The organism is Streptococcus mitis (assembly GCF_946188585.1).
GTDB lineage: Bacteria > Bacillota > Bacilli > Lactobacillales > Streptococcaceae > Streptococcus > Streptococcus mitis_DG.
In genome coordinates, this window is the sequence record NZ_CAMHVI010000003.1 from 136,266 (window position 1) to 162,666 (window position 26,401).

Genomic DNA, 26,401 nt, shown 5'->3' on the forward strand with positions numbered 1-26,401 from the left:
GACTAGCATTTTCACTTGAATCTTAGGCCTTTTGGAAAATAATTTTTCAAAACATTTCCCGTCACCTTAGCAAAGCCCAACCCATTGCCTTGAACCAAAACTTGGTACCAACCATTTGGCAGACTTTCCGCCAATTGAACAGTTTCTCCAGCCACATACTTTACAAACGCTTCTTGGTCAATTTCAACTGACTGCTTGACCTGACTCGGTTTCAAGGCTAGACCAAGAGCAAAACTAGGCTCAAAGCGTTTCTTCTTAAAGGTACCCAGATGCAGGCCATTCCGAGCAATCTTGAGTTTCCCTAAATCTGGCAAAAGTTCTGGCAGGAGATAGAGTTGGTCACCAAAAGTCTGCAAGATTCCCCTTAGATTGACCTGCAAATGTTTTTGTGCAAATTCCTGCCACAAGGCCACTTGTTCACGGCTGAGATTACTCTTACTTGCCTTATATTTAGGGGCTGGATTTTCACCCTTAAATTGCAAATGGGCTACAAACTGCCCCTCTCCCTTAAAATGATGAGGGTACATACGAGCCGTTTCTGGCAGGTCAATACCAGCTACCATTCCATTGATATGTTCAACTGGCAACAAATCAAAATTATACTCTTCCAGCAACCACTTGACGATCTCTTCGTTTTCCTCAGGTGACCAGGTACAAGTCGAATAAACCAGACGACCACCTTGAGCTAACATGGTCACCGCATCCTCTAGAATTTCTCTTTGCAAGCTAGCACATTGACTCGGATAATCTAAGCTCCAATAGTCCATAGCATCTGGTTGCTTACGAAACATCCCTTCACCAGAGCAAGGAGCATCAAGGACAATGAGGTCAAAATAGCCTTTAAAAACCTTGGCCAAGCGGTCAGCAGATTCATTGGTCACCACGACATTTGTCGCTCCAAAGCGCTCCATGTTTTCTACTAAAATCTTAGCCCGTTTGCTTGAAATTTCATTGGAAACAAGGAGACCCTCCCCTGCTAGATAGGCTGCCAGCTGAGTTGATTTTCCACCCGGTGCAGCAGCCAAATCCAAGACTTTCATACCAGGACTGGGCTGGGCTACCTGAGCAACCATCTGAGCAGCGGGTTCTTGCGAATAAACCAAACCTGTAGCATGCTCAGGCGATTTCCCTGAAACCTTCCCATAATGTCCCCAAGGAGTTTGAGGAATAGCATCAGGAAAGGAAACTGGCGCTTCTTTTAAAGGATTAATACGAAAGGCCGAAACCGCTTCCTCCTCAAAAGAGGCAAGAAAATCTCTTGCCTCATCTCCTAGTATCTCTTCATATTTTTCAACAAATCCTTCTGGAAATTGCATTTAAGTTCTTTTCCTTTCGTAAATATAGGACTGAATTTCCTCCAGCATCTCAAGAGGTAGCATCATGACTGGTTGTCTGGTTTGAAAATCAGGAGCTTCACCAGAAAGGGTCACCACCCGATAGCCCAGACTTTCCCCTAAAATACTAGCCGCAGCATAATCCCATGGTTGCAGATAGGTGACATAGGTCAACAAATGCCCTGACAAAATCTTAGCAAAACTAATGGCCGCACTCCCATAGACACGAACACCGAGGACCGCACGACTCAAATCAGCCAAGCCCCATTCATTGGTTTCCAGCATGCCACTATTCCCTGCAATAAGGAAATCTCCAAGTAGTTTTGGTTTAAAAGGAGCTAGAGGCTTATCGTTTCGACAAACCGGAAACTTACCACCACCGTGATAACAATCCCCTTTGACCACATCATAAATCAGTCCAAACTGTCCCTGGCCATTTTCAAAATAAGCCATCATAACAGCAAAATCTTCCTGCTGGGCGACAAAATTATTGGTCCCATCAATGGGATCAATAACCCAAACCTTGCCCTCTTGAACCGAGGCTCGCAGACAACCTTCTTCAGCACAAATCTTATCTTCAGGATAACGAGACAAAATCTCACCAACCAATAGCTCCTGAACTTCCTTGTCCAGTTTGGTCACCAAATCTGTTGGAGAGGACTTGGTTTCAACACGCAAGTCTTCCTGCATATGGTCAAGGATGTACTGGCCCGCTCTCTTAACAAGCTCTTTGGCAAATTCAAATTTACTTTCCAAGAGAAATCTTCCCTTCCCCTTTTTCCTTGGCAGCCTGAACTGCTCGATAAAGCGAATAGCCACTAACTGTTTCAAATTCTCGTCCCAAACGTTTTTCTTCGCTCTTACTTGGCACGACCGCTTTGAATCCCTTATAGGAGTCCAGTAACTTTTTAGCCTCTACCTTGCCTTCATAGGCAGCTTCAACATCATTAAAAAAAGAAAGCACTGAAGCAAGTTCTTCAGTGCTCCACGACAAATCTAGTGGGTAACTATACTGTTTGTTCATTAACTAATACCAGCTCTCATTCTTGCTTCTTTTAGTTCTTGCTTACGATAACTACGAGGGAGAAAAGCACGAATCTCATCTTCATTAAACCCGATTTGCATGCGTTTGGCATCGATAATAATTGGACGACGCAAAAGACTTGGATACTGCTCAATCAAATGAAGCAATTCCGATACCGAAATACTCTCTACATCAATATCTAATTTTTGAAAAATTTTTGAACGAGTTGAAATGATGTCATCAGTACCATTTTCGGTCAAGGAAAGAATATGTTGCAATTCTTTTCTTGTTAAGGGACTGGTCATAATATTGTGCTCCTCAAAGGGCACCTTATGTTTTTCTAACCAGGCCTTTGCCTTACGACATGAAGTACAGCTCGGTGATAGAAATAGTGTAATCATGCTTTTCTCTTCTTATCTATACTTTGCTAATTCTATTATACAAAAAAATAAAGCGCTTGACTAGGGATTTTTAGAAAAAAAGCCTATTTTTTCAAGAAAAATAGACTGTTTGCGAACGATTGAGGCAATGTAGATTTAGTTAATTCACTCTTGACAATCATTTCTAATCACATACCTAACTTATTTACTCAAAATAAGAATATCTTTAGTATTACTTCCTACGACTTTTCAGGTACAGAAAACCAAAGAAGCTTTCATAGAGGGCAAAAAAGAGGAGGAAGGCATGGAGGAAAAAGGTCTCTGGCAAAATCAGAATAACTGGATCCTTGGCTGGGTCAAAAAGCCAGGTATCATCTCCCACAAAGAGAATTTGATGGAAAAGAGTAAAAAATTGGTCAAAACCAATCAAAACTCCCCCAAGACCAATCACCAAAGGCAAAACTACTAGAGTCAAAATCCCCTTACTGAATAAAGATAAAAAGCCCTTTTTCACAATCCCTTTGACAAAGAAATAGAAACTTGGCAGTGTCACTAGAGCTACTATCTGCACCAAGTGAAAGAGGTTCTTGACCACTGCAAAGTGATGCAGACCAGCTGCTGACGAACGAAAATCTGGCATCTCTAAGACTTGACTAAAAGGATTGGTCAGGTAATTCATCAAAATATGAAAGTTGTACTGAATAGTTTCTGGTTTTAAATAGACCCTATCTATTAAGTTAAGCCACTGAATTTCCAGCGGATAAAAAATCCAAGTCAAATAAATGGTCAAAAGGATTGAGAGGGAGAGGAGAAAGAGCATAGAGCCCCAAAAGGTCAGTTTAGTTTTCATCAAAATCCCACTCCGCAAGGCTCGAAACAACATGAGTCGGTGCGATTGGCAGGTCTGCCACTTCTTCTGCCTTGGTAAAACCTGTTGTCACCAAGAGCGTTGGAATGCCATTGTCAATCCCTGCTCGGATATCTGTTAAATAGTTGTCCCCGACCATGATTAACTCTTCACGTTCCAAACCTAAGTGCTCAACCGCCTTGTCCATAATGATGGCATTTGGCTTCCCGATATAAACAGGCTTCACTCGTGTTGCCACTTCAAGCAGCGTAATCAGTGAACCAGCACCTGGCAAAAGACCGCGTTCTGTCGGGATGTTGAGGTCAGGGTTGGTTCCGATAAAGTGAGCACCCTTTTGGATAGCTAGAGTTGCTGTCGCAAATTTTTCATAGTCGACTTGCCAGTCCAGACCTACTACCACATAGGCAGGATTATCCTTGTCTTCCACATAACCAGCTGCCTTGATGGCTTCCTTGAGCCCTGCTTCTCCGATGACATAGACGGTCTTTTCAAGCCCCAAGTCGTTCATATAGTCGATCGTTGCCAAAGTCGCTGTGTAGACAGTCGATAGGGGCGTATCGATATTAAAATTCTGAGCCAACATCTCTTGAACACTCTCTGGAGTGCGGGTTGTATTGTTTGTTACAAAAAGATAGGGGATATTCCGCTTTTGCAATTCATGGACAAAAGCTTCTCCTGCTGGAATTCGATCTTTCCCCTTATAAATTGTTCCGTCTAAATCAATTAAATAGCCTTTATATTTCATATTTTTCTCTAATCCTTCTTCATTTCTTGCCAAGTGATAATTGCTTGGGCATTGGTAGCCCCATCACTTGTAATCTCATGCTTGGTTTCCAGTCCAGTTCGTTCAACAGCCGATGTAATCACTCCACCTGGTCGAACTTCCTTGACATACTTGAGGTTGATTTTCTTGGGAATATATTGGGTCAAAAAGTTCGCTCCCATGACCTCAAAAATCCAGTCCAAGTATTTACTGTTATTGACATGACCATTCATATCCAAATCGTAAAAACGGACATGGTAATCCTTGCTGATTGATTCGTTCAAGGACTCATACTTTGGCCCGCGGATAAGTTTTTTATCAAAATCAGACTGGTAAGGAGCCACAATCTCAGGCTCGACAACATGAACTTTTCGACTGTCTCGGTCCATGAGAACAAAGGTCGCCATCATGTGAATGAGCTCCTGCCCCGTTTCATCATAAATGGTAAAGCGACGGTAGCAAAAGAGTCGATTGTAGCTCAGTGCTTCCGTTTCAATGGTAATTTCTTCCGCAAAACGAGGCAAACGAACCACCTCAATATCGTATTCTGTGATAATCCAGACCAGATTATAGTCCTCCAAAATGGCCTTATCACTAACTCCCAGTTCAATCGACTGCATCCCTGAAACTTGTAGGGAAAGCAAAATCACATCTGGAAGCTTGATATGACCGTTCATATCAGCCATATCAAAAGGAATTTTCATTTTCATTTGATAAGTTAAGCCCATCATCCTACTCCAAAATAAATCGTTCTGCTACAGTGTCTCCTAAAAAGAGACCTCTCTTTGTCATGCGCACGCGGTCACCCTCTATTTGCATGAGACCTTGTTGAACCAAGTCCTTGACAATTTCTCCATAAAGTCCATCAAAAGATCTTCCAAATTTTTCCTCAAATCGCGCCATGGAGACTCCTGATTTCTTGCGAAGCCCCAGGAACATTTCTTCTTCCATTTGCTCCTTTTGACTCAGGTGCTCTTCTGTGATGCGCGCATTGCCTTCCTCAACCGCATTTAGATAATGACGAATGGGACCATGATTCTTATAGCGCACCCCATTGACATAACCAGATGCCCCAGCACCGATGCCATAGTATTCAGCATTGTCCCAGTACATGAGATTGTGGCGACTTTCAAAACCAGGCTTTGAGAAATTGGAAATCTCATAATGCTCAAAACCAGCTCGCTCCAGCTCTGCGATGATGTACTCAAACATCTCAGCTTCCACTTCCTCCTTAGGCAGAGGCAACTTCCCTCGTCGCATACGGTTCATAAAGACCGTATGATTTTCCAAAATCAAGCTATACAAACTCATATGAGGAATATCCAGCCCAATAGCCTTAGCCACATTTTCCTTGACCTGCTCCATGGTCTGACCAGGCAGTGCATAAATCAAATCGATGGAGATATTGTCAAAACCAGCCAGTTTCAGACGGTCGATATTTTCATAAATATCCTTCTCCAAATGACTGCGCCCAATCTTTTTCAGCATCTTGTCATCAAAGGTCTGCACACCTAGCGAAACACGGTTGACAGCCGAGTTTTTCAAAACAGCAATCTTATCCGCATCCAAGTCGCCTGGATTAGCCTCAATAGTCAACTCTTCTAAAACAGACAGGTCCAAGTTTTTAGTCAAGCCCTTCAATAGCACCTCTAATTGAGAAGCTGACAAAGCTGTCGGTGTACCACCGCCGATATAGAGGGTTCTCAACTTTTGAATATCATAAGATTGAAACTCTTCTAACAGATGCTCTAAATAGCTATCTACCGGCTGATTCTTGATAAAAACTTTTGAAAAGTCACAATAATAACAAATCTGGGTACAAAACGGGATGTGCACATAGGCTGACGTTGGTTTTTTCTGCATAGTACTTATTATACCACAAAGACAGGCTACGAGAAAAAAAATCACCATCCCCAGATACATAGTCCGTCCAGAGATGGTGATGATTTATTCTTCTGTTATGTCAATAACAATCTCTTCTGATTCATCAAGAGTTTCGGCCTTTTCTTGCCATTGCTCCTTGAGATTATTGAATCGATCTTTTGATGCTTCTGTCGCTTGACGAGCACATGATTTGGCTTGGGCAAGGACACTGTCCACAGTGATTTCACCTGACTCAACCTGTTCTTTGGTTTTAAGAACAAAATCTGTAGCCTGCTCCTTAACTTCTGTCAGTTTTTCACAGACTTGCTCCTTGGCATACTCAGGATCTTCTCTCAAATCATCTAGAAAATCTTGAGCTTGACTGCAAACTTGTTTGCCCTTGTTGCTTGTTAAAAACAAGGCAAGAGCTGCACCTGAAACGGTTCCTAAAAGGATTGAGGATAGTTTACCCATAAGGATTCTCCTTTTTTATTTTTTGAAAAATTTACTTGCGGCACGTAGAGCTGACAGACTTGCCCCAGTCTTGAGTGTTTTTGAACCAGCTGATGAAGCTTTCTTGCTCAAGACACGCGCATGGTCATTGAGGTCGGAAACAGATAGAGATAAATCTGCAACAGCACTAAAGAGTGGATCAATCGTTGCTACCTTGACATTAATATCATCTGCCAAGACATTGACCTTAGCCAGCAATTCATTGGTATGATGCAAGGTCACATCCACATCTGAAGTCAAGGTTTTAATCGTCTTCTCTGTTTCATCGATAACACGTCCAAGCTTTTGTACAGTAATGATTAAATACACTAAAAATACAATCAAAGCAAGGGCTACAAGAATATATGCAACTTCTAACATTTAGTTTTCCTCCTCTGAAATATAGTAAGGGGCCTTCTTTCGATTTTGATATAGAATGATAAAAATACCAAGACCGATAAGGACAACTGATAGCCATTGAGACACTCGAAGACCAAAGAACATGAGACTATCTGTCCGCATACCTTCGATGACCATACGACCGAAACCATACCAAATCAAGTAAAAGGCAGTGATATGACCTCGTCTAAGGCTCTTCCATTTTCTTCTAAAAATCAGAATCAAGGCAAATCCAAGAAGATTCCATAGAGACTCATAAAGGAAGGTCGGTTGACGGTAGCTCCCCTCAATATACATCTGGTCACGGATAAAACCAGGTAGATAATCCAGATTATCCACTGCTGCACCATAAGCTTCTTGGTTAAAGAAATTACCCCAGCGACCTAAACTTTGAGCAATCATGACGCTAGGCGCCGCAATGTCTAGAAAATCCCAAGTATTGATGAGCTTACGATCAGCAAAGATATAGAGGACAAGGGCACCAGTAATCAAACCACCGTAGATGGCCAAACCACCATTCCAAATGGCAAAAATTTCTCCTAAGTTCTGACTATAGTAATCAAAACGGAAAATAACATAGTAGAGACGAGCTCCTAAAATAGCCAGAGGAAAGGCTACTAAGATAAAATCTAAAATATCGTCTGGTATGATCTTCTTTCTAGGCGCTTCTTTCATGGTCAAATAAACCGCCAAAATCAAGCCTGTCACAATACACAAGGCATACCAACGAATGGCTAGAGGGCCTAGATGAATAGCAATTGGATCAAGCATTAGGCACCTCGTTTTGAGCAATGAGATTAGTCAAGCGTTCTTCGAACAAACGCGTCGCATCAAAGCCCATTTCCTTGGCACGATAATTCATGGCAGCTGCCTCAATCACAACAGAGATATTACGACCTGTTTTAACTGGAATACGAATACGAGGAATGGCTACGCCAGAAATTTCTATTTCCTCTGCATTGTTTCCAAGACGATCAAAAGTCTTATGTGTATCGTAATTTTCCAAGTAAACAGCCAACTGAACTTGTGAAGAGTCCTTGACAGCACTGGCACCGTAGAGGCTCATCACATCGATAATCCCAACCCCACGAATTTCAATCAGGTGTCTCAAGATTTCAGCAGGTTCACCCCAAAGAGTAATCTCGTCCTTGGCAAAGATATCGACCCGGTCATCAGCTACCAAGCGGTGACCACGTTTGACAAGCTCTAGACCTGTCTCACTCTTACCGATGCCACTATCGCCCTGAATCAAGACACCCATACCATAGATATCCATCAAGACACCGTGCACACTGGTCCGTTCTGCTAAACGTGAATCCAGATAACTAGATAACTCTCCAGATAAACGACTGGTTGCTGTACGACTGGTTAAAATGGCAATCTTACATTCTCTGGCTGCCTTTAACATTTCCTCAGGAACCACCAAACCACGGGCAACAATAACCGCAGGTGTCTCAGGTAGAAACATTTTTTTCAAGACTTGGTAACGGTTGTGAGAGGACATCGAAACGAGGTAGGACCACTCCTTCATTCCCAAGAGCTGGATTCGCTCAGGCGTATAATAGTCAAAATAGCCCGTCATTTCAAGACCAGGTCGCGTAATGTCCGCGGTATTAATTTCCTTTTCAAGTAATTCTGGTTCGCCATAGACAATGTCTAGTCTAAGCTTTTCAATCACTTCTTTTACTAAAACCGACATCATTTCCTCCTTCAAATGAGTTCTTCTCTCTATTATATCAAATTGTAGGAGGATATTTCAGATTTTTGCAGGCTTTGAAGTATTTATTTATACTCAATGAAAATCAAAGAGCAAACTAGGAAACTAGCCGCAGGCTGTACTTGAGTACGGCAAGGCGACGTTGACATGGTTTGAATTTGATTTTCGAAGAGTATTAAAAGAAAAAAGACTAGATTTCTCCAGCCTTTCATTTCTAATTAGAATTTTTTACGTTTACGAGCTGCTTCTGATTTACGTTTACGTTTTACAGAAGGTTTTTCATAGAATTCACGTTTGCGTGTTTCTTGAAGAGTACCAGCTTTAGTAACCGCACGTTTGAAACGACGAAGTGCGTCGTCAAGAGATTCATTCTTACGTACTACTGTTTTAGACATTTTTTTCACTCCCTTCAAGTTCAAGATCTATTCTATTTTACACGTAAAAGGAATAATTGTCAAGAAAAAATGCGGTTTAATTTTGATTTTTTCTTCCATTTATACAAGAGTTGAAAGCGTTCAATAGAACATTACTTTTTATTTTTCAAGTAAGCTGAGGGCTTCAGCATCTGCAATGATGGTCACATCAGGGTGATTTTGCAGGCTACTTGCTGGTAGACTCTCAGTCACTGGTCCAGACACTGTTCCGGCAATGGCTTCTGCTTTCGACTCACCGTAAGCAAAGAGAATAATTGACTTGGCATCCAAGATATTTTTAATTCCCATTGAGATGGCTTGGGTTGGAACATCTTCAATCTTTTCAAAGAAGCGAGCATTGGCTTCGATAGTAGACTGGTCAAGTTCGACTAGGTGTGTTTGACTGTCAAATGGAGTACCAGGTTCATTAAAGCCGATATGTCCATTGCGACCGATTCCCAAGATTTGAAGGTCCACTGGATGATCAGCCAAAATTTGGTTGTAGCGTTCAACTTCAGCTTCAGCATTATCCTTAACCCCACGAGGCAAGAAACTTTCTTTAAATGGTTTTTGGTTAAACAAGTTTTCTTGCATGAAGTAACGATAAGACTGTGGATTGTCTCCATCAAGTCCTACATACTCATCAAGGTTGACACTGGTTAGATTTGAAAAATCAAGGTCACTCTCAACAATTTCCTTGTAAAATTCAAGTGGGCTACTTCCTGTCGCAAGTCCTAGGGTTTGAGCTCCATTGGCTAATTTTTCCTTCAAAATCTCAAAAGCAACTTTTCCACCTTCGATTTGGTTTTCAACTTTAATAACTTTCATCTTTTTATCCTCCATTTCAATCTATATTCATTATATGGTATAGACCAATTTTTGTCAAGTGAAAACGATTTAATTTCTAAAAAAAGAGCGACTATACTTGAAACATGTTATAATGGATAAGATTAGAACTTAGAAAGAATGAACAGATATATGAATACAGCTGATTTTGATTTCCACTTACCCGAGGAATTGATTGCCCAAACCCCCCTTGAAAAACGGGATGCCTCTAAACTCCTCATCGTCAACCGTGAGACGGGAGAAATGCAGGATAAACACTTCCACTCTATTATTGATATGCTAGAACCTGGTGATGCCCTTGTCATGAACGACACCCGCGTTCTCCCTGCTCGCCTCTATGGTCAAAAAGAAGAGACAGGAGGCCATGTGGAACTTCTCCTACTCAAAAACACTGCTGGAGATGAATGGGAAGTGCTGGCTAAACCTGCCAAACGCCTCAAGGTCGGTACTCGTGTCAGCTTTGGTGATGGCCGTCTCAGCGCTGTCATTACAGAAGAATTGACCCACGGGGGGCGTATTGTCCGCTTTGAATACCAAGGAATTTTCCTAGAAGTTTTGGAAAGTCTGGGAGAAATGCCACTACCACCTTATATCCATGAAAAACTGGATGACCGTGAACGCTATCAAACCGTCTACGCCAAGGAAAGTGGCTCTGCTGCTGCACCGACTGCTGGATTGCACTTCACCAAAGAACTGCTGGCAGAAATCCAAGCTAAAGGTGTTCATCTGGTCTATTTGACTCTACATGTCGGGCTAGGAACCTTTAGACCTGTTTCTGTGGATAATCTGGACGAACACGAAATGCACTCAGAATTCTATCAGCTTTCTGAGGAAGCAGCTGCCACCCTTCGCACTGTTAAGGAAAATGGTGGTCGTGTCATCGCTGTTGGAACCACTTCTATCCGCACACTGGAGACTATTGGTTCCAAGTTTGATGGGCAAATCCAAGCAGATTCTGGCTGGACCAATATCTTTATCAAACCTGGATACCAATGGAAGGTTGTGGATGCCTTTTCAACCAACTTCCACCTGCCAAAATCAACTCTAGTCATGTTGGTTTCTGCCTTTGCAGGCCGTGAATTAGTCTTAGATGCTTACCATCATGCCATTCAAGAACACTACCGCTTCTTCAGTTTTGGCGATGCCATGTTTATCTATTAATTTCCAAAATCAAAAAACGCATATTATCAGGCATTATCCTTTGGTGCTCTAAGCTTTTCTAATGTTAGACAGTCGCAAAAAAGTCTGAAAAGCTCTCAGAATTGCCGTCTCAGCACCAAAAATACGTGAAATTTGCATAATTAAAATAAATTTCAGGGGGAGTTATACAAAAAAACGACGATTTTAATCGTCGTTTTACTGATATAAATATGTAATCTTTTTTTGAAAATACGTCTATTTATTTTTTATTGTTTTTTATTGTAAAGTAGACCCAACCGAATGAACATAGGTTGTAGAAAGCAAATGAAAAAACTGCAAGGATGATAGATCCTGTATCTAAATAACCTCTTTCAAGACCGTTTTTCAACAACAACAAGCCTGTAGTTTCGACAACGATCAAAAATAAAAATATATAAAAAATTTTCACATTAAGCATATTGTTACCGCCTTCTTTTTATTTGGTTTTATTGTATAATAAAAGTTGAAAAAAATCAAAAATACAAAAGAGTTTCCGTTATGTCTAAGATGTTTAAATGCATGTGTTTGCTAGTTATGTCTGTTTTCTGTATGTCTAGCATTTCCCCGTCGCTTGTTGTTTTTGCTGATGATAGCTTATCGGCAAACTCTAAAGTTGTATCTGGTGAGGCTCAGTTTGAGAATGGCTCATCAGTGCGGTTCGGAGATGCGCAAGTAAATATTTTAAGCGATGAAGTTCTTGAGGTTGTCAATCCAGATGGAAGTGTAGACACTATTGAACGACGTGCTGACGGCGTCTATATCAATGAGGTATTTTATATGGCTTATCAAAAGAATGAAATCGACCTAAATATATCTTTTAGATCATACGATCCTAATGTTTGGAATTACGTCAACACAATATATGGGAATAAACAAGCTAACACATTCGCTAACTTCATGATTGGTTCTGGAATAAGTTATGCGATTGGTAAAATAGCTTCTGTATTAGGGGGTCCATGGGGTACAATAGTTGGTGAAGCATATTTTGGTATACAAGCTTATCAGTCTTACTTGGATTCACAAAGCCCATATCCATACTACATAACAAGTACTTATATCCATGTTGCTCAAAGAAAATGGAAGTTTATCACTGAATACTATAGAAACTCAGACTATACTGGGTATGTAAAAACCGAAACAACCTACGTGAATTTCTAAAATAAAAACCCTGCCTAGATATAAAGGCAGGGTTTATGTTTTAGTTAATTGTTCAAGTAATTTGTAAGCATAATACTTGCGAAACTCTATTTGTTCAAGCGGTTCAAAAGTTCTTATTTTTTAGCCTCAAGCTTAGCTCTCCTTTGCTTGATTTCTTCACGTTTTTGGGCGATTTCTGCTTGCACCTCGGGAGTTTCCAAAGTGCCTTGCGACTTGTGAAATTCTACTAGCATATCAACGATTTTTGGGTCTAATTCGTTGACATAATCAGGATTTGACCATTTCGGCACGTTGCTTGCAGGTGCTTGCTTTTTGCCGCCTTTTTGGGGTCAGTACACATCAACCTTGATATTATGCGTTTTGTAATGAATTAAAAATTCGTTAGTCTGTTCTCAAACTCGGATCTTTCAAACTCTGAACACTGGCATTGATCACTGCTCCGACAATCAAAATCTTAGCGATGAGAATAAACCAAAACATCATAACCACCACGACGATGGAACTGAAGAAACGGACGTCCACGAGGTGATTAACATAGTTGTTGACATAGACTGAAAAAATATTGAGCAGTAATACCAGAGTCAACAAGACAAAGGTACTACCTGGTAATACATTTCGAATTCGTCGCACCTTAACATTGGGCAGGAAATAATAAATCATAACCAAGATGGCAAAAATCAAGGCATAGACCAAGGGGCCTGTCAGGTCTTGCAGATAAGCAAAGAGAGGACTATCCGATTGCCAGTAGCTTTTGATAAGGTTGAGGAGCATGCGACCAAAGACACTCAGAAAGAGAGCTAAAGCAAAGAGAATCTGCAGACCAAAACTGACAAACAAACTCATGAGCTGATGAGAAATCATTCCACGATTTTTAGCTACTCCGTAAGCTTTATTAAAGGCTTTCTGCAAGAAGTTCATGGATTTTGAAAAGGTCCAGAGGGCTGACAAAACCGCAAAACTCAACAAACCCGTTGAAGGTTGGGTCAGCACCTCTGTAATAATCTTTGCGACCACATCATAAACCGTATCTGGCAAGAATTCACTGACAACCTTTAAAAAATTAGAAACTGGAATCTGAAAATAGGGGAGGATATTGACCACCACCAAAAGCAGGGGGAAAATCGAAATCAACCAATAGTAGGCCACTGCGACGCTGGTCAACTCACTATCTGATGCTTGATAATAATGCAAAAAAGCTTTTACTAAAGGCTTGTCTATCAGCTCTTTCCACCACTTCTTCATGTCACACTCCTTCACTTACAATCTTGATTAATTTCTTCTTACCAATTCCATCATATCATAAGGCAGAGTATTGGCAGCTTCCTTCAGAGAATAGTTCTCTAAGTTATTCACATTTTGTCGTAATTTCTTGGCATACTTGGCCGTAATCAATCGTTTTTCTTCATATTCGAAAATCAACTTGCGCTCCAGATAATAGCCTCTCAGCATTTCATCGATATTGTTGGGTTTGACACGGTTGATAACCCGTTCGACAAAAGCACCACTGGTGATAATAGCTGTTTCTCGGAGACGAGAATCCTGCATGAAGCTGATCAAAGAACTCTTATAAACCCCTTTTAGGTTCTCCAAACTTTCGATAATCATCTCTGTATTTTCTAGATAGAGCTCTGCAATTTGGTCATAGTCAAGGGCTCTGAGTTTCTGTGATTCTTCATTTTTCCAACTGCGAAAGGTCTTGCCAAAGGTAAATACTTCGTGAAGGAGAAAACGTAAAATCCGCAAGGAAACAAGGAAATAATAGGTCAACCGTGAAGCAAATTTGCGATTAATACCTTGTTCCATGTTTTTCAAATAACGTTGGTAGACCCGATAAGCACGCTCACTCATCTTGCCTTCTTCATAAGCCTGTTCCAATCCATCACTTTCAATACTGAGGATAAGAAGTTTCAAGGCCTCCCAGTCTTCTTGAGCCCCCTTATTTTCCTGACTCAGGATGAGATTTTCAATACGTCCATGATAATTGTCAATGGCTGCATAGAGAGGGAGCTTATTCCTGGTATCTTCCAACTCTTTCTCCAACTCTAGCGTCACTTCATTCAAAATAGCGATATGCATGAGATAGTCCTTGCTTTCTTCCTGTTCATCAGAAAGATGAGGCAAGACCAAGAGACCTGTTAAAAAGCTGACAAGCGTCACACCTGCGACAAGGAAAAGCAAGAGAGGATATTCCTTCTCTAAATCACTTGGTATCAGAAGAATTGTAGCAATCGACACCGTTCCCTTGACACCTGAGAAGGTCAAAAGAAGCATATCCTTCATATACTTATTCAATTTTTTCTTGAGGCGGCGTGTTCTGTATGCATAATAGCCATAGATCATGACAAAACGAATAGCAAAAAGGACAAAGGTAAGGGCGACAAGAGATACCAACAAGAGTAGAGGATTATAGATTGGATTGGTCAAGATAGGCTCTGCTATCATTTCCAACTCCATTCCCAAAATCACAAAGACAGAACCGTTGAGCATAAAGGTCACTGTATGCCAAACTGTCTCGGTCACCGTATCCACTTGGGCTTCGAGAAGCGTGATTTTCTTAAAGCGACTTGCCTTCAAAATCCCCGCAACTACAACGGCAATAATACCTGAAACGTGTACTTCTTCCGCTAGAAAGAAGGTCACTAGAGGCAAACTCAATTCTAATAAAAGCTCGCTGGCAATATCCGTTGCTCGCACACTTAGCAAGAAGGTATGGAGGAAGCGGTTGGTCATGGCTGTTAAAAAGCCAATCAAAAAACCACCTAGAATTGAAAAGATGAGCGAGCTACCAGCTTGTCCAAGGGAAAAGGCTCCTGTTGTCCAAGCTGCCAAGGCCACCTGAAAGGCAACCAAGCCAGAAGCATCATTCAAGAGACCTTCACCCTTAAGTATATTGGACACTCGCTTAGGAAAGCTAAAGCGCTCTGAAAGAGAGGCAAAGGCCACCAAATCCGTTGGCCCAAGGGCTGCCCCAACAGCCAAACAAGCCGCCAAGGGAAGGCTGAACCAAAGAAGATGGGCCAAGCCACCCAAACTCAGAGTCGAGATAAAAATCACTGGAAATATGAGATAAACAATGATTCGCCAGTGTTTTAAAATAGCCGTAATATCTGCTTCCTCTGACTCTCGGAAAAGCAAGGGCCCAATAACCAGTGCCAAAAACAACTCCGTATTAAGGTGAAAGTCTGTATTGGGTAAAAAGAGACCAATCACAATCCCCAAAAGAATTTGCACCAAAGGGAGAGGCAAAAAGGGCAGGAGTTTATTGGTTGTACTTGAGACAATCAGGACCAGTAAAAATAGAATAAGATAAATCAGTAATTCCACGCAATTTCTCCTTAGTCTTTTTTACAACAGGATTCAAATATCTCCTTCTGCTCTTTGATTTTTTGATCAATTTTGGAACAGTCTTTGTGCTCGATTTTTTTCTGGCACCTCTCCATTTCAAGAGCAACTAATTTTTTCTTGATTTTAAGCATTTTTTTGCTCATATGCGCTTGGTCTAGCACACCCACTGCTCGTTCGTGGTGGGTTGACTCGACAAAATTATGTCTCATAGCCTCTAATTTTTCTCGTAAATACTGTTTATCCATGTCTATATCTCTCTAATTTTTCAATCATAACTAAAAATGGTGGGTTATTGACTTGGTTTAAAGTTCGATAAATAGCAACTGTAAACTCCTGTTGGTCCAACTGGCTAACAAAGTCTAAGACTGCGTCTTTCTCAAGTTCTCCTCCTTCATGACCATAGTAGATCATGATGGCAATGCGACCACCTTTAACCAAGAGCTGGCAAAGCTTTCTTAGTGCTTCTATAGTTGTGTGTGGTTTGGTAATGAGACTTTTATCAGCAGAAGGTAAATAGCCCAGATTAAAAATCCCTGCCTTGGCTTCTGTCACAAACTGGTCTAGTGTCTCATGGCCTTGCAAGATTAACTGTGCATTTGTCATTCCAGCTTGGTTCAAACGCTCTTGGGTCTTTTCCAATGCTTGCTCTTGGATATCAAAGGCAAAGACTTGCTTAGCTAGCTTGGCTAGAAAAAGCGTATCATGCCCATTACCCATGGTTGCATCTACTACGATATCCTCTGTTGTTACTACCTCTGCTAAAAAATCATGTGCCATCTCAAGTGGTCTTTTCATATCAAAACTCCTGTTTTACAGCTTTACAGCCCTGTACACTTCCTCGTCTTCTCATCTCTGCTTCAATCGCATTTAAAACCTCCCATTTATTGAGGCTCCACATAGGCCCAATCAACATCTCTCTTGGTGCGTCTCCAGTAATTCGATGAATGACGATATGATTGGGAATGATTTCCAATTGGTCACAGATAACCTTAACATACTCTTCTTGACTCATGAGTTTCAGTCTCCCTTCATGATAATCTCTTTGCATACGCGTATTGGTCATAAGATGAAGCAAGTGCAACTTGATTCCTTGAATATCGTTATCCCTGACACAGCGACGGACATTTTCAATCATCATCTCATGGGTTTCACCAGGAAGTCCATTAATCAGATGGGAAACAATCTCAATTTTGGGATACTTTCTCAAACGCTTGACCGTTTCCACGTACAATTCATAGGAATGGGCACGGTTAATCAGATCAGAGGTTGCTTCATAAGTGGTCTGCAAGCCCAATTCAACCGTTACATGCATGCGTTCCGACAACTCAGCCAAATATTCGATAGTTTCGTCTGGTAAACAGTCTGGGCGCGTTCCAATATTGATTCCTACTACACCTGGTTCATTGATAGCTTGCTCATAGCGCTCTCGAATGACTTCCACCTTTTCATGGGTGTTGGTAAAATTTTGAAAATAAACCAGATACTTCTGAACATCAGGCCACTTGCGGTGCATAAAGTCAATTTCCTTATAAAATTGCTCACGGATAGGTGCATCCGGTGCTACGATAGCATCCCCAGAACCTGAAACCGTACAAAAAGTACAGCCCCCATGAGCCACAGTTCCATCACGATTGGGACAGTCAAATCCCGCATCAATAGGGACTTTAAAAGTCTTTTCTCCAAAGAGTTTTCGATAATAATCATTCAAGGTATTATAAGATTTCATAACTTTCATTATAACAAAAAACACCCACAATCTCAAAAGCCTGACTTTCCTATAAATTCCTCTGTTTCTCGTTTCCTTTAGCGATTTTTTATGATACAATATGGGTATGATTTTAATGAAATTAGCATCTATTTTATTATTGATACTGACCCTAGTAGTCTGCATTATCATAACCAAACTTTTTAGATTAAAAAAACTAGGACGAAACTTTGCGGATTTGGCTTTTCCAGTCTTGGTATTTGAATATTACCTTATTACAGCTAAAACCTTTACCCATAATTTCCTCCCTAGACTGGGCCTAGCCCTCTCACTCCTAGCCATTATTCTCGTTTTTTTCTTCCTTTTGAAAAAACGTAGCTTTTACTATCCTAAATTCATCAAATTCTTCTGGCGTGCAGGATTCTTATTAACCCTTGTCATGTATATCGAGATGATTGTTGAATTGTTCTTGATGAAATAATCGAATCCCTAAACATTTTCTAGGGATTTTTGCTTTCTCTACAAAATAGGATAGACAGTAACACTATACAACTTTATACAAAGAAAATCCCTTAGAAGCTTGCATTCTAAGGGATTAATCTTCTATCTAAGACAAGAGCTTCTCACTAGTCTTTAATGATAAAGAAGGTATCAAAATTTCTAATCTTCTTTTTTACCTTTAGTGGCTACTAATCCGGCACTCAAACCGAGAAGAGCTAAGCCTGCTGCTACTGCTGCTTGGCTTGCCGCACTTCCTGTATTTGGTAACTGCGCTTTGTTAGCTTGACTAGCTTCACTTGAAGCGATTGGTTTTGTAGCTGCTTTTTCTGACACTTGTGGTTTTTTAGCTTCTTGAGCTACTGGTTTGGTTGTTTCGCCAGCTGTACCGACTTCTATGATGCGATCTTGAGCCATAACTTTATCATAGCTATCCTTTTCAGTCCGCTTGCCATTTTCCACTTCGATCAAGTGAACACGGATACCTTTTCGACCTTCTTGGAGGACACGAGTTTGACCTACTGGAAGCTTGTCATTCTTTTGTTCCTGAACCTTGAAATCGATTGTTTCTTCTTCAATTACAAGTTCTGGTCTGTTAAGCACAAGATTCTTAACTTCGTCTTCTGGAAGAGAGGTGCCTGGTTTCGTTCCAACTTCTAGGATACGATCTTGAGCAACAACTTTATCATAAGTTTCTTTAAGTTGGCGTTTTCCGTTTTCCACTTCGATCAAGCGAACACGGACTCCTTGTTTTCCTTCTTGAAGAACACGGGTTTCACCTAGATACAACTTATCAGACTTACGTTCCTGAACCTTGAAATCAATGGTTTCTTCTTCGACCACAAGTTCTGGTCTGTTAAGCACAAGATTCTTCACTTCATCTTCTGGAAGGGCGGTGCCTGGTTTCGTTCCAACCAAGACGATGCGGTCTGTCGGTGCCTCTACCACTTCATGGAGTTTTTCTTCCTTACTTCCATCAGAATTAATTGCTGTAAAGATACGTTCCTTACCAACTTTTCCTTCTTGTTCTACACGAGTCTCACCTAGATAAAGTGTTGAATCTTTTTTCTCAACTGTCTTGTAGGCCAAATCGTTTTCAACAAATTCAAGTTTTGGAAGTTCCTCCTGAACAGCAGCAACTGTCTTCTCAGAAACTGGTTTTTCCTTAGTCAACTGGATACGGTATTCCTTAACTTGTTTTCCACTTTCTGAAACGAGGCGAACAAGTACTGGAAGGCTGTCTTCTCCACTATCTACAACTGTTGAAGCTACTTGATTGGTTTCTTCAACTGAGACTTTTGGACGTTGACCTTTATAGGTAATTTGATAATCTTGACGATTTTCAGCGAAATCAGGAAGTTCTTTTCCATCTACAAGAATCTTCGATTGAGTACTTTCTTGAGGCAATTCACTTGGTGCAAGGAAGGTCATCTCAATCATCGCAACACCGCTCTTATCTGCTTTACGCTCCATACGCCATCTCATGGCTTTAGCTTTGACAGCTTTAAATGTTACGTTGATTTCATCACCAGCTGCAATGTCTTTATCCGCACGATAAGGAACAGCTTCCCAATTTTCTGGATTGTTAAATGGATGTCCAGATTCGTAAGCTTGGTAGTTTGAATAGTAGGTTGGCACTTCAAAGTCTGGACCGACATAGCGCTCTAAAACAAGTTTAGAAGGCGCATCCGTACCACTATCTGCAAAGAAGTGAAGTTTGGCTTGCGCAACAGTCCGTTCGACAATCTTACCATTTTCACGGAAGATCACACCTGCTGATACTTCTGGATTAGAAGATGGCGTTTTAGACCAGTTTGTCCAACGACGATTTTCAGAGTGATCTCTATCATTGATATAGTCTACACGGTCATGAGAACTGTCGTCAATATCATTAGTTGCTGAAGCAAAGGCCTGGTTACTGTTTTCATCATAGTTAGGGTTATCTGAAAGAGCCTCACCAAGTTTGTCTGTCACTCTTACAGTGAACTCAGCAGTAAGATTGCTACCAAGGACACGACCTCGAACAGTAAATTGACCTGCTTTTGTCAGATTTTCTGCTGGAACTTCTTCCCATTCAACTGTCAGGTCTTTTGTTTCGTAGCCGTCTTTACCTGTGAAGTATACCGGAACCTTAGTCGGCAATTCAAGTGGTTGGCCTAGTTGCAACAAGCGAGCTTGTTTAACCGCAGCAACTGGTTTACGAGAAAGTAAGTCTTTATCCTTAGTGAAGTGCAGACGGTATTCTCCTAATATGTCGCCATTTTCAGCTTTCGCGATGACACGAACTGGCTCACCTTCACGAACACTTGGAACGACGGTAGCGAGACCATTGTTGCTAACACTTGCTGTGACTGCGGGAACTTTTCCATCTACAGACTCAAGGTAGTAGTCTGTCAAATCAGGGTTGAAGTTTGCTAAGTCTTTGCCGTCAACTTGGATTCTTGTTTGTCCTTGTTTGGCTGCCGCAACTTGTTTCGCAAAGATTTGTACTTCTGTAATAGACGTTCCAAGTTTGTTGTCTGCTCTCACCATACGAATACGGACAGCATAGGTTTCAACTTTATCAAAGCTAAAGTGGTTCATTTCTCCAGCCTTGAGTTGAGCTGGAGCTTTGAGATTGCTTACCTCTTTCCAGTTTGCAGGATCGTTAAAGACATGTTCTTCATTACCTACAAAGCTAGGGTTTTTAGGAGCTGTTGGAACAGTCTTACCAACATAATACTCAATCACATAAGACTTCGGTGCACCAACTCCATGGTCTTCGTGGAATCCGACACTTAGATTATCAACTGAACGTTTGCTCAAGATACCTGAATCTCCAAACAGAACACCAACTGAAGCTTCTGGATTACTGCGATTCCAGTTTGTCCAACGATTGGCTGGTCGGTCGTTAAAGGAAATCAATTTATCGTTGACATTTGAAACAGGGTCGGTTGGATTTGAGTCTGAAGCAAAGGCAAGTGGCAATTCTGAACCGGTCCATTGGTCAGAAATGTTTGCACCTTGCTCAGTTTGAGCAGATACTCGAACATGAAGTTTAGTTGTTAATTGAGTACCTTCTAAGCGACCATTAACTGTGAATACACCTTCTTTGGCATATTGATCTGGACGAATCGCATCCCAAGTAACCTTGGCAGATGAAACATGACCATTTGAATCATATGTACGAACGCTTTCTGGTAATTGTGGTGCTTCTGCGATTGGAGTTGTCACACTGACTTCTTCAACTGAAACGATGCCTTCTACAGATACTTTAGCACGCGCTTCCAAGTCAATTCCTTCAACTTTACCTAGCACTTCAAAGCTTTGATAGTGGTCTAGTTTTTCTTTCGGAATAGCTTGCCAAGTGACTTTGTGAGCTTTAGGGAAACCTTTGTCATACTCAACCGTTACTGTTGATGGAAGAGTAGGTTCTTGGTGTAAATCTGTCACTACATTTACAGGACGGATGGATTGCGCAATCTTCTTCTCAGTATTGGCTTGTATAGTGAGATTGATTTGACCTGTAGCACCCTCATATTCAGCTTTCAGAGTAAGTGCTCCTGGTTTATGCAACTCAAGCATTCCTTTTCGGACTGCAACTTCCCCTTCACCACTTGTAGAGAAGGTTACTTTATCAGCTGGTAATACAGCTTGCGTTCCATCTTGATAGTGAGCTCGAACCGACAATTTGACTGTTTGGTCTTCTTTAAGACCATCAGCTTGTTCCACTTGCAAGTTCAAATGGTCAATTTTTGGTGCTTCTTCTAGGAATTGAATTGCATAGGTTTGAAGTGGGCCACCATCTTTAGGCTGAACAAAGATGCTCGCACGCATGCCGTTTGCTGCGCTTGCTTGAAGAACTGTAACATCAGCATTTTCAGCACTTGCTGTGACTTCTGGCAATTGGGCACCATAAGCTAGAGTACGATATTGCATTGGTTGTTGACTAGTAAGGCCTGTTACTGCTTCACCTCCAACAGTTACAGTTGGCACTGCAGGTGCTGCAGCATTTCCTTCTTCTACCACAAGGGTTGCATGAATAGTTTCTCCAGCTAACTGACCAGTCATTTGAATACGTGATCCAGCTACTGAAAGTTTGGCTTTATCTGCTTCCGCAATCTCCCATCTATCTACTTCATACTCTTGTACACTTCCATCGGTTACAAGTATTGACACATATTTATCTACAGTGTTCAAGTCTGCTCCTGGAGCAACACGTTTAACTGTTGGTAATTCTTTCGCAATTGCTAGAACTTCAACTCGAGCCTCTACCTCACGTCCATTTGCTATACCTTTAGCAGTCACAACTCCTGCTTGACTAACATCGACTTGAGACCAAGTTACTGGAAGTTTTTCACGACTACCATCGCTGTATACAAAACCTACTGTTTTCGGCATTTTTGGTTCTTTACCGATTAATGTACGAACTCTTGCTACTTCTGTCCCCAAAACAGTCTTCTCTTGTCCTTCTTTTTTACCAGTAAAGACAGTTACTTGACTAGATTTCAAGAGATCTGAATGGGCTGTCAGTGTGAATTTACCTGCTTGTTCAGTTGATTTGACAATGGCAACACCTTTACCATTAAAGGCTTTACGAATCCAAGAACCATCTGCTTGCGCCTTATAGCGTTCACGGCTGGCTTGTTCCCCGTTATCGACACCGACAAGTTGACCTTGTCCGTGTAATTGGAAGCGAACCAGATTATTGGCAGTTGGTACTACATTCCCTTGGCTGTCAACGATTTCGTAGTAGATGTATGTCAAGTCTTTTCCATCTGCTGCGATGGCGTGGTCTTCCTTGATAAGACGAACAGCCGCTGGCTTACCAGCAGTCGTAATCTTATCTCGAGCAATTTCCTTGCCAGATTCATCACGAGCAATTGCTTCCAAGGTACCTGGTTGATAAGCAACTTTCCATTCAAGATAAAGTTCATTAGCATTAGCACCTTCTTGGTAAGTTCGTCCATCGCTAGTTTGTTTTTTGTTGAAAGTCTTAAGACCAAGAGATTTTCCATTCAAGAACAATTCTACACTTGCAGCATTAGAATAAGCACGTACAGGGATTTTATTTTCCGCGTCTGCTACATTGTCTATCAACTCTTTGTTTTCCCAGTTCCAGTGAGGAAGAAGGTGAACCATTGGTTTTTTCTTTGCAGAAACCCATTGACTTTGGTAAAGATAAAAGTCATTTTTTGGAATACCTGCAGTATCTACGATACCAAAATAAGAGCTTTTAACCGGCGTGTTGTTTTGGTTGTGCCATGGAGTTGGTTCACCGATATAGTCCGTACCTGTCCAAATGAATTGACCAGCATAGCCAGCATTGTCACGGTCAAAGGTCCATGAAGCGGTTGCCGTTTTACCCCAACCAACACGGTCATTTCCATAATCTGACTGTTCATAGTTACGCCATGACTGATTACTTTGTACCCACTCACGCTCTGGGTGGAAGTAACTTCCTCTTGTACGAGTTGCTGAAGATGTTTCTGACCCATAAATCAACCATTTTGGATGCTTAGCTCGAAGGGCTTTGTAATTATCTTCAGAGTAGTTAAATCCAACAGCATCGAGTTCATCAGCAATTTTTTCATGCCCACCGCTACCATTACCGAAACGGAACTTATCTGCTCCCATGGTAACATAACGAGTCTTATCAACACCCTTGATAACTTTGACTAGACGTTTAACAGTCGCTAGAGAATGGGGATCCCCATTTGCTTCACCGATTTCATTTCCGATTGACCACATAAAAACAGCAGGATTATTTTTGTCTCTCTCTACCATAGTACGTAAATCGTAGTCGGACCATTTTTCACCTTTTTTAGCCTCGGGATGGGTAGCATCCTTTTCAAAGAAACGTCCGTAGTCATAAGGTTTCTTTCCGCCATACCAAGTATCAAAGGCCTCTTCTTGAACAAGTAAGCCAAGTTCAGCTGCAATCTGTAAAGTCTGAGGACTTGCTGGGTTGTGAGTCGTACGAATCGAATTCACTCCCATTTCCTTCATCTGTTTCAGTCTACGGTACTCAGCCTTGTAGTTTTCTTCTGCTCCAAGCGCTCCGTGGTCATGGTGCAAGGAAACTCCATGGAATTTAATGCGTTCACCATTCAAAGAGAAGCCCTCATTTGGAGTCCAGTTATAGTAACGGTAACCAAACAGATCCTTCTTAGCATCAACTAATTGACCGTCCCGGTAAACACGTGTAACTAATTCATACAAGGCCGGTTTGTCATTTAAAACGGTCCAGAGTTTTGGTCTTTCAACTTCTAAAATCGCATCAAGACTAGTTACTTCATGTGCTTTCAAGGTACGGCTCTCTGTACGTACTAGACCTGTCACAGCCTGACCACCACGTTCAACGATTTGATATTCTGCTACAAGTTGATGGTCTTTGTCGTCTGTATTGACAATTTTGCTGGTCACATGAGTTTCAACCTTGCCATGTTGTTGTTCTTCAAGTTTTGGTGTTAAAATAGTTGTCCCATTTTTCTCAACATGAACCTTATCTGTCACTTGTAAAGTCACATCACGGTAGATACCACTTCCTGAATACCAACGGCTGCTTGGCTGCTTGTTGACTGCATGAACAGCAATTACATTCTCACGTCCATCTTTGTTCAAATATTTAGTGATATCATATGAAAATTGGTTATAACCATTTGGATAATGACCCACTAACTGACCATTGACATAAACTTGAGAATCCATGTAGACGCCATCAAAAGTAAGGCGAACATTTTTCTTGAGGTCTTTTTCATCTAGTTTGAAAGTCTTGCGATACCAAGCTTCTCCACCGTTAAGCTGTCCACCTTCATTTTGTGCAGGAGATTCATGATCAAAATCGTTAAAGATACTCCAGTCATGCGGTAAATCTAATTTTTTCCACGTAGATACATCTGCATCCGGTTTAATGGCTTCCTTAGAATTTGCATTGAGTTTAAAGTGCCAATTTTGGTTAAAATTCACTTTTCTGTCTTCAATCATTTGGTTGACTTCTTCATTGGTCACAGCTTTAACATCTTCCTTGAGCGGTTTTTCTTGACTTGAAGCTTGTGATTCTATCTTTGGAGCTTTTTCTTCAGATTTTGAAGATGCTTTTTCCTCTTTTGGAGTCACTGCTTTATCTTCTTTCTTCTCAGATGAAATAGATTCAGTGGCACTAGGTTGTTTTTGTGCTGTACTTTCGATAACATTTTTAGTTTCCAAAGCTTGATCAACCTTTTCTTCTACTATAGGATTTTCCTCTTTAGGTTTCTCAGCAGTACGAGTAATAGGTGTTTCATCCGCATTAACTACAGATTCTCCAGCTATATTTCCTGCGAATAGAACTGCACAAGTTCCAATCATTACTGAGCAAGCTCCTACAGCAAATTTACGAATGCTATAGACTCTTTTACGATTCCAATGGCTTTTTTCCATAAAATCCTCCTTTTAGTAATCGCTTTCATTTTTATGTAAGCGATTACTTTTAATAGTCTTTTACCCTTATTTTATTAAATAATATAGGAATTTTCAATACTCTAGCATATAAAATAATATTTTTGATTGTTTTTTCTAAAATTTGTAGAAGAATTAAAAATCTGAATGTAGTTTTAAAAGAAAAACATTCATTAACATTTAAATTAAAAGAAGTAAAAAAGTCCCTTTAAAAGGAACTTCATCTATTTATAATTAAAGATTCCCCCTGCCAACTTATCAGCTAGCTTGGGAAAGAAGGTGTAAAACTTATGGGCTAGGTTCAACAAGACCGGAAGATTGAGTTCTCGTTTATTTTTTCCTATAATCTTGACAATCTTTTTAGCCACTGCATCTGGTTCCAGCAGGAAGCGTTCAACCGACTTGAGATAGCTTCCATCTGGGTCGGCTTGGTCGAAAAATCCTGTACGGATTGGTCCTGGATTGACAGTCGTTACGTAAATACCATAAGGCATCAGTTCGAGGCGTAAGGCATTTGAAAAACCAATAGCCGCAAACTTGGTAGCTGAGTACAGACTGGACTTGCCAGTAGCGATCAAACCTGCCATGCTAACAATATTGATGATATGGCCTTTTCGACTTTCCTTCATTCTTGCCGCAAAGCGACGAGATAGATTCATCAGGGCAAAAGTATTGACCTCGAACATCTGGTGGATATCTTGGTCAGAAATCTGGTCAAATTCCTCCAAAATCCCATAACCAGCGTTATTAATCAAGACATCAATCTTGCCATAGCGGAGATAGAGGTCTGCTAGCAGAGTTTCTAAGGCTGAGTCATCGGTAATATCGATTTCAACCAATTCTGCTTGTAGATGGTTTCCATAGAGTTGGGCTAATTTTTCCTTATTTCTACCAAGCAAGATGAGTTGGTCATTTTGCAAGAGTTTAACCATTTCTTGGGCTAGGCCACCGCTAGCTCCGGTAATGAGAATAGTAGGCATACTTATCCTTTCTCAATC

25 protein-coding genes are annotated in these 26,401 nt (G+C 41.0%); 3 read left to right on the plus strand and 22 right to left on the minus strand.

Annotated elements, in window-relative coordinates:
* Nucleotides 1-11 precede the first annotated feature (11 nt).
* From N8M66_RS05520 to N8M66_RS05585, 14 genes are all read right to left on the minus strand, one after another.
* Entirely contained in the window at nt 12-1,316 is a 1,305-nt protein-coding gene (locus tag N8M66_RS05520; protein WP_049551983.1) for an RsmF rRNA methyltransferase first C-terminal domain-containing protein, read from the minus strand.
* Nucleotides 1,317-2,090, minus strand: coding sequence for an inositol monophosphatase family protein (locus N8M66_RS05525; RefSeq protein WP_125448167.1), 774 nt, complete (start codon nt 2,088-2,090; stop codon nt 1,317-1,319).
* Nucleotides 2,080-2,358 (minus strand): UPF0223 family protein, encoded by a 279-nt coding sequence (locus tag N8M66_RS05530; RefSeq protein WP_001041974.1) that lies wholly within the window; start codon nt 2,356-2,358, stop codon nt 2,080-2,082. The genes N8M66_RS05525 and N8M66_RS05530 overlap by 11 nt, the downstream gene beginning before the upstream one ends.
* Entirely contained in the window at nt 2,358-2,759 is a 402-nt protein-coding gene (locus N8M66_RS05535; protein WP_000631254.1) for a Spx/MgsR family RNA polymerase-binding regulatory protein, read from the minus strand. Before N8M66_RS05535 ends, N8M66_RS05530 begins: the two co-directional genes overlap by 1 nt.
* Nucleotides 2,760-2,970: 211 nt before the next feature.
* Nucleotides 2,971-3,588, minus strand: coding sequence for a TIGR01906 family membrane protein (locus tag N8M66_RS05540; RefSeq protein WP_061864224.1), 618 nt, complete (start codon nt 3,586-3,588; stop codon nt 2,971-2,973).
* Nucleotides 3,578-4,351, minus strand: a complete 774-nt coding sequence (locus N8M66_RS05545; protein WP_049487855.1) for a TIGR01457 family HAD-type hydrolase — start codon at nt 4,349-4,351, stop codon at nt 3,578-3,580. Before N8M66_RS05545 ends, N8M66_RS05540 begins: the two co-directional genes overlap by 11 nt.
* 8 nt (nt 4,352-4,359) lie before the next feature.
* Nucleotides 4,360-5,097 carry an acyl-[acyl-carrier-protein] thioesterase gene (locus N8M66_RS05550; RefSeq protein ID WP_061864249.1) on the minus strand — a complete coding sequence of 246 codons (738 nt, stop codon included), beginning with the start codon at nt 5,095-5,097 and terminating at the stop codon, nt 4,360-4,362.
* A 4-nt stretch (nt 5,098-5,101) separates the two neighbouring features.
* Entirely contained in the window at nt 5,102-6,232 is a 1,131-nt protein-coding gene (gene hemW / locus N8M66_RS05555) for a radical SAM family heme chaperone HemW (RefSeq protein ID WP_261046099.1), read from the minus strand.
* Between the two features lie 84 nt (nt 6,233-6,316).
* Nucleotides 6,317-6,706, minus strand: a complete 390-nt coding sequence (locus N8M66_RS05560) for a YtxH domain-containing protein (protein ID WP_261046102.1) — start codon at nt 6,704-6,706, stop codon at nt 6,317-6,319.
* Nucleotides 6,707-6,721: 15 nt separating this feature from the next.
* On the minus strand, nt 6,722-7,105 hold the full coding sequence (locus N8M66_RS05565) for a DUF948 domain-containing protein (protein WP_140224281.1): 384 nt from the start codon (nt 7,103-7,105) through the stop codon (nt 6,722-6,724).
* Nucleotides 7,106-7,894, minus strand: a complete 789-nt coding sequence (lgt, locus tag N8M66_RS05570; protein ID WP_120770373.1) for a prolipoprotein diacylglyceryl transferase — start codon at nt 7,892-7,894, stop codon at nt 7,106-7,108.
* Nucleotides 7,887-8,822, minus strand: a complete 936-nt coding sequence (hprK, locus tag N8M66_RS05575) for an HPr(Ser) kinase/phosphatase (RefSeq protein ID WP_000115155.1) — start codon at nt 8,820-8,822, stop codon at nt 7,887-7,889. The genes lgt and hprK overlap by 8 nt, the downstream gene beginning before the upstream one ends.
* Nucleotides 8,823-9,058: 236 nt before the next feature.
* The gene (gene rpsU, locus N8M66_RS05580; RefSeq protein ID WP_000048054.1) at nt 9,059-9,235 is read right to left on the minus strand and encodes a 30S ribosomal protein S21; all 177 of its coding nucleotides are present in this window, start codon (nt 9,233-9,235) and stop codon (nt 9,059-9,061) included.
* 138 nt (nt 9,236-9,373) lie between these two features.
* The gene (locus N8M66_RS05585; RefSeq protein ID WP_261046103.1) at nt 9,374-10,081 is read right to left on the minus strand and encodes a glucosamine-6-phosphate deaminase; all 708 of its coding nucleotides are present in this window, start codon (nt 10,079-10,081) and stop codon (nt 9,374-9,376) included.
* A gap of 150 nt (nt 10,082-10,231) precedes the next feature.
* Here N8M66_RS05585 and queA point away from each other — a divergent pair, with 150 nt between their 5' ends.
* The gene (gene queA, locus N8M66_RS05590; RefSeq protein WP_261046105.1) at nt 10,232-11,260 is read left to right on the plus strand and encodes a tRNA preQ1(34) S-adenosylmethionine ribosyltransferase-isomerase QueA; all 1,029 of its coding nucleotides are present in this window, start codon (nt 10,232-10,234) and stop codon (nt 11,258-11,260) included.
* Nucleotides 11,261-11,827: 567 nt separating this feature from the next.
* The gene (locus tag N8M66_RS05595; RefSeq protein WP_261046199.1) at nt 11,828-12,436 is read left to right on the plus strand and encodes a hypothetical protein; all 609 of its coding nucleotides are present in this window, start codon (nt 11,828-11,830) and stop codon (nt 12,434-12,436) included.
* A 113-nt stretch (nt 12,437-12,549) separates the two neighbouring features.
* Here N8M66_RS05595 and N8M66_RS05600 read toward each other — a convergent pair whose 3' ends face one another.
* The 6 genes from N8M66_RS05600 to N8M66_RS05625 all read right to left on the minus strand — a co-directional run bounded on the left by N8M66_RS05600 (nt 12,550) and on the right by N8M66_RS05625 (nt 17,516).
* Nucleotides 12,550-12,726 (minus strand): hypothetical protein, encoded by a 177-nt coding sequence (locus N8M66_RS05600; RefSeq protein ID WP_070478426.1) that lies wholly within the window; start codon nt 12,724-12,726, stop codon nt 12,550-12,552.
* 91 nt (nt 12,727-12,817) lie between these two features.
* Nucleotides 12,818-13,678 carry a YihY/virulence factor BrkB family protein gene (locus tag N8M66_RS05605; protein ID WP_201058949.1) on the minus strand — a complete coding sequence of 287 codons (861 nt, stop codon included), beginning with the start codon at nt 13,676-13,678 and terminating at the stop codon, nt 12,818-12,820.
* A 27-nt stretch (nt 13,679-13,705) separates the two neighbouring features.
* Nucleotides 13,706-15,760 carry a cation:proton antiporter gene (locus tag N8M66_RS05610; RefSeq protein WP_261046109.1) on the minus strand — a complete coding sequence of 685 codons (2,055 nt, stop codon included), beginning with the start codon at nt 15,758-15,760 and terminating at the stop codon, nt 13,706-13,708.
* Between the two features lie 11 nt (nt 15,761-15,771).
* Complete coding sequence (locus N8M66_RS05615; protein ID WP_261046111.1) at nt 15,772-16,026, minus strand: hypothetical protein; 255 nt, start codon at nt 16,024-16,026, stop codon at nt 15,772-15,774.
* Nucleotides 16,019-16,576 (minus strand): tRNA (mnm(5)s(2)U34)-methyltransferase, encoded by a 558-nt coding sequence (locus N8M66_RS05620; protein WP_261046113.1) that lies wholly within the window; start codon nt 16,574-16,576, stop codon nt 16,019-16,021. Before N8M66_RS05620 ends, N8M66_RS05615 begins: the two co-directional genes overlap by 8 nt.
* A gap of 1 nt (nt 16,577) precedes the next feature.
* Nucleotides 16,578-17,516: a TIGR01212 family radical SAM protein gene (locus N8M66_RS05625; RefSeq protein ID WP_261046115.1), complete on the minus strand. Its 939-nt coding sequence runs from the start codon at nt 17,514-17,516 to the stop codon at nt 16,578-16,580.
* Between the two features lie 91 nt (nt 17,517-17,607).
* On the opposite strand from N8M66_RS05625, the gene N8M66_RS05630 reads away from it, so the two are divergent.
* The gene (locus tag N8M66_RS05630; RefSeq protein ID WP_020902455.1) at nt 17,608-17,967 is read left to right on the plus strand and encodes a DUF3397 family protein; all 360 of its coding nucleotides are present in this window, start codon (nt 17,608-17,610) and stop codon (nt 17,965-17,967) included.
* 179 nt (nt 17,968-18,146) lie between these two features.
* On the opposite strand, the gene bgaA is transcribed toward N8M66_RS05630, so the two are convergent.
* Nucleotides 18,147-25,385: an LPXTG-anchored adhesin/beta-galactosidase BgaA gene (gene bgaA, locus N8M66_RS05635; RefSeq protein ID WP_261046117.1), complete on the minus strand. Its 7,239-nt coding sequence runs from the start codon at nt 25,383-25,385 to the stop codon at nt 18,147-18,149.
* A gap of 242 nt (nt 25,386-25,627) precedes the next feature.
* On the minus strand, nt 25,628-26,383 hold the full coding sequence (locus N8M66_RS05640; protein WP_261046118.1) for an SDR family NAD(P)-dependent oxidoreductase: 756 nt from the start codon (nt 26,381-26,383) through the stop codon (nt 25,628-25,630).
* Between the last annotated feature and the right edge of the window lie 18 nt (nt 26,384-26,401).